The organism is Bradyrhizobium sp. Ai1a-2 (assembly GCF_000426245.1).
Lineage (GTDB): Bacteria > Pseudomonadota > Alphaproteobacteria > Rhizobiales > Xanthobacteraceae > Bradyrhizobium.
In genome coordinates this window covers 1-4,177 of record NZ_AUEZ01000182.1, presented here as the reverse complement: position 1 = coordinate 4,177, position 4,177 = coordinate 1, and the positions used below count along the sequence as shown (strand labels likewise).

Below are 4,177 nucleotides of genomic sequence, written 5' to 3'. Positions count from 1 at the left end.
ACCGCCCGCTCGTAAGCCCAAACTTCTTTAAGGCTCAATTGTTTTTCGGAGTTGTCCACTAGGTGAGCTCCTGGTCAGTCCGGTGGCGACGAGTACGTCTTTCAACTTCGCAAGCTAGCGTAGGGGCGGCGATGGGATTTCATAAATTGCGAGGCCAAAGCCAATCTGTGTTCAAGGCAGACGGCGTGTTTGAGACGGCAGATCGCGTTCGCTCAACGGCATATTGGCATCGCAAACTCATAGATCACCATTTGAGTGACGACGTCGTTCTGGCGTTCGTCCATTTCTGAAACCGCTCGCCCGTGTTGCGTCAAAACCTCGTCTTTAGGCACCAGCGGCCCAGTAATCTCCATCGGAGCGGGCTTGAAGCCAATCTGCTCTAGCTGCTTCGGGAGCGTCGATGCTGGTGCACATGAAAACCGGATCCGGACGTCATCTGGCGAACTGACAACAACACCGCCACGATTGCGAATAAAGGCGTGGAGAGCGCCCCAAACGGTCCGTTGCTTCTCGCTCAATACGGCCATGACACATCGCCCGCTATTCGGCCGCGACAAGCGAGCACTCTTTCATGCGAATCAGGACCACCAGCGGCTTCAGTTGTGAAATCTTCACAGACGCACAGGACGATCCCGTCACCGCGATCAATATTGCCGTTCAAGACCAGCGCTAACGGTCGAGCTGCTTCATCCAAAGGGATGGTCGGCTTTGGCATATGTGAAACGCTGGCTTCTGGGGTAATGGAGGGCATTCGATCACTCCCGTCACTCGCGCCTGATCCGATCGTTACATTCTGAAAACGCCGTAATATGGCGCCTCGATAGGCGTATTGAGCGATGCGCTCAGGACGATTGCGAGCGCGTTTCTAGTGTCGATGGGATCAAGAATGCCGTCATCCCAAATCTCTGAGGTTGCGTAATAGGCGCTCGATCGCTCCCGATACTCTTCGAGAATCGGTTCTCGAATGGCTACCAACTCCTGCTCCGACAGGCGTCCACCCTCGCGAGCCAATTGCCTTGCCTTGACATGGGTGAGCACGCCGGCCGCTTGCTGCGCACCCATCGCCGAAATCTGGGACTGCGGCCAGGTGAACATAAAGCGCGGATCAAAAGCCCGTCCCGCCATAGCGTACGTTCCCGCCCCGTGGGAGCCGTTGCAAACAACTGTGAATTTGGGCACAGACGCTCCAGAGACAGCCATGATCAGCTTGGCACCGTCTTTGGTGATGCCACGCCGTTCGTATTCGCGGCCGACCATGAAACCTGTGATATTCTGCAAAAAGAGCAGGGGCGTTCGGTTCTTGTCGCACAATTGGATGAAGTGAGCGCCTTTCAGCGCACTGTCGCTGACCAGCACGCCATTGTTTGCAAGGACCCCGATTTGATATCCATGCAGCCGCGCGAAGCCGCACACCAGAGACACACCATAGCGTGGTTGATATTCGTGGAATCGACTGCCATCGACCAGACGGGCGATAATCTCCCGCATATCGAACTGCACTCGAGGATCCCTGGGAATGATGCCGTACAGTTCCGACGCATCATAGGCGGGCAGCTCAGGAGCGACTCGATCGATCGACGTCTTCTCAGGACGATTGAACCGCGCGACGATGTCGCGGGCAATCGCAATCGCATGCATCTCGGAGCTTGCGAAATAGTCACTCGTCCCCGAGACGCTGGTATGCATGTGAGCGCCGCCAAGCTCTTCGACAGACACCTTCTCGCCCGTGGCAGCCTTCACGACCGGCGGGCCGCCGAGAAAAATCGCTCCCGTGCCTTCAACGATAATGTTGTAGTCGCTAAGCGTCGGGACGTAGGCCCCTCCCGCGGTGCAATGGCCCATTGCAATGGCGACCTGCGGCACTCCCATCTTCGAGAGAATGGATTGATTGCGGAAGATTCGACCCGCGTGGTAGCGATCCGCGAAGAACTCCGCCTGCAAAGGCAGGAATCCGCCGGCACAGTCGCACAGATGAACCATCGGAAGGCGATTTTCGATCGCGATGTCCAAGGCCCGCACGATCTTCTTGACAGAAAGCGGATACCATGCGCCGCCCTTCACGCTACCGTCATCAGCGTGAATAATCACCTCGCGACCCGCTACGATGCCAATGCCGACGACCTGTGCTGCGCCGGGCACCTCGCCGTCGTAAGCCTTGTTAGCCGCCAATGTCGAAAGCTCGAGGAACGGAGTTTCTGGATCGAGCAAGGCCTCAATCCGATCACGAACAAACAGCTTGTTTTGCCGCCGCAGGCGCTCAAGGTCCCGTTCGGGACGGTTGAAGCGCGCGGCGCGCTGGCGCTCCTTCAATTCGGCTGCAAGTCGTCGGTTGTGAAGTTCGTTGAGCCGAAACTCTGACGATTTGACATCCGCTACAGAAGCGATCCGCTGCATTTTTAGCGCCCTTCCTCGGAGAGCGTAATCAGCACCGCATCTCGCTCGAAGCTCTCGCCTTCCTTGAAGTGAATTCGGTCGACTACCCCGTCCTCTGGAGAGCGTATGACGGTTTCCAACTTCATGCTCTCAATCATCATCAGCGCCATGCCTGCTGAAACGGGCTGGCCAGGTGAAACCCTGGTCGTGACGACGACGCCCGGCATCGGCGCGCGGGCGACCAGATGACGTGCCTCCTGGTTCGAGGAGGCAAGCGCTCGTAATGGGTCGCGGTAGTGCAAAATGCGCGTCCTGCCGCCGATATGCACGTGAATTGTCTCGCCTTCGATGGCGAACCGGACTGGTTCGCTTTCGCCCGCGATGGTAAGGACCCCGCGACCGTCGGCCTGACGGGAGAAGGCGACGGGGGCAATCACTTTGTCACGCAAGCGAAGACGATAGCCGCGCTTGCAGGGTGAAAGCCACACCTCATAGTCAGCGCCATCAACCTCGAAGGAGTGATTCACGTCAGTTTCTCCAGCTGCCTAGCTCTGCGTGAAGCTCGGGAACGGCATCTGCCGATTCGCGAACCGGCCTTGTCAGGAGAGCGGCTGTCGCCAGGAAGGCCGATAAGTCGGACGCAAGGTCGCCCGCTGCGATCTGCGGATTGTCCTCGAGATATCCGGTATGGACGTGTCCGCTCAGAAATGCCTCATCCTTAAGGATACGCGCGAGGAAGCTTGCGTTTGTCTCGCAGCCGAGAAGCACCAGCTCCCGTATCGCGCGATAGGCCTTTAGCGCGGCCTCAATGCGCGTGGGCGAATGCACAATAATCTTTGCGAGCATGGGGTCAAATGCTGTCGTGATCTGATGGCCTTGCCTGATGCCACTGTCGATCCGTACGCCGTCGCCGTCCGGGTACTCGAGATCAAGTACCTTGCCGGTCGTGGGAATGTATCCGCGTTCCGGCGCTTCCGCATACAGCCTGGCTTCGATCGCGTGTCCTTTCGAGAGGATGTCGGACTGCGAAAAGCCAAGTTCTCGGCCCGCAGCGACATAGACCTGTTCGGCAACTAGATCGATGCCGGTAATCATTTCGGTCACAGGATGCTCAACCTGCAGACGCGCGTTCATCTCGAGAAAATAGAACTCTTCTCCGCCAAAGATGAATTCGACCGTGCCTGCGTTTCGATAGTTGGCGGCGCGCGCGATCCCGGCGGCAGTTTCGCAGATCCGCTGCCGTAGTTGCGGCGACAGGGCTGGCGATGGCGTCTCCTCGATGATCTTCTGGAACCGGCGCTGCACCGAGCACTCGCGTTCGAAGAGGTGGACCATGTTTCCGAACGAGTCGCCAAGCACCTGCACTTCGATATGCCGCGGATTCTCGACATATCGTTCGACATAAAGCCGGCCATCCCCGAAATAGCGCTGCCCCTCACTGCGCGCCTGCTCAATTGCGTCTTCCAGGGTATCAAGATCGCGCACAATCCGCATGCCCTTGCCGCCGCCACCCGCCGATGGTTTCACGAGCAAAGGAGCTCCAATAGCCCGCGCCCTGATGACGAACGTCGCTGCATCCTCTTCTTCGATCGCCGAAGGCGCGACCGGAAAGCCGTTCCGCTGAACGAAGTTGCGGGCCCGGATCTTGTCGCCCATCAGTTCTATGCTCTCGGGAGCGGGCCCGATGAACGCAATGCCCGCCTTTATCACGGCCCTGGCGAATTCCGCATTCTCGGACAGAAATCCATAACCTGGATGGAGCGCGCCGGCGTTCGCCCTGCGGGCGGCCGCGATGATTTGGGCG

At 58.3% G+C, this 4,177-nt stretch carries 5 protein-coding genes and 1 pseudogene; all 6 read right to left on the bottom strand.

The window, feature by feature from the left end:
* Window positions 1-212: 212 nt before the first annotated feature.
* Window positions 213-527 (bottom strand): hypothetical protein, encoded by a 315-nt coding sequence (locus tag K288_RS0142645; RefSeq protein WP_027584784.1) that lies wholly within the window; start codon window positions 525-527, stop codon window positions 213-215.
* Window positions 515-751: a hypothetical protein gene (locus K288_RS53280; protein ID WP_152535974.1), complete on the bottom strand. Its 237-nt coding sequence runs from the start codon at window positions 749-751 to the stop codon at window positions 515-517. The genes K288_RS0142645 and K288_RS53280 overlap by 13 nt, the downstream gene beginning before the upstream one ends.
* A 35-nt stretch (window positions 752-786) precedes the next feature.
* The gene (locus K288_RS0142635; RefSeq protein WP_027584783.1) at window positions 787-2,394 is read right to left on the bottom strand and encodes a carboxyl transferase domain-containing protein; all 1,608 of its coding nucleotides are present in this window, start codon (window positions 2,392-2,394) and stop codon (window positions 787-789) included.
* A 2-nt stretch (window positions 2,395-2,396) separates the two neighbouring features.
* On the bottom strand, window positions 2,397-2,900 hold the full coding sequence (locus K288_RS48945; protein WP_043162354.1) for a biotin/lipoyl-containing protein: 504 nt from the start codon (window positions 2,898-2,900) through the stop codon (window positions 2,397-2,399).
* A gap of 1 nt (window position 2,901) precedes the next feature.
* Window positions 2,902-4,029, bottom strand: a complete 1,128-nt coding sequence (locus K288_RS0142625) for an ATP-grasp domain-containing protein (protein ID WP_244443483.1) — start codon at window positions 4,027-4,029, stop codon at window positions 2,902-2,904.
* Window positions 4,030-4,047: 18 nt separating this feature from the next.
* Window positions 4,048-4,167, bottom strand: a pseudogene (locus K288_RS55620) (biotin carboxylase N-terminal domain-containing protein); the annotation flags it as partial.
* Window positions 4,168-4,177: the final 10 nt, after the last annotated feature.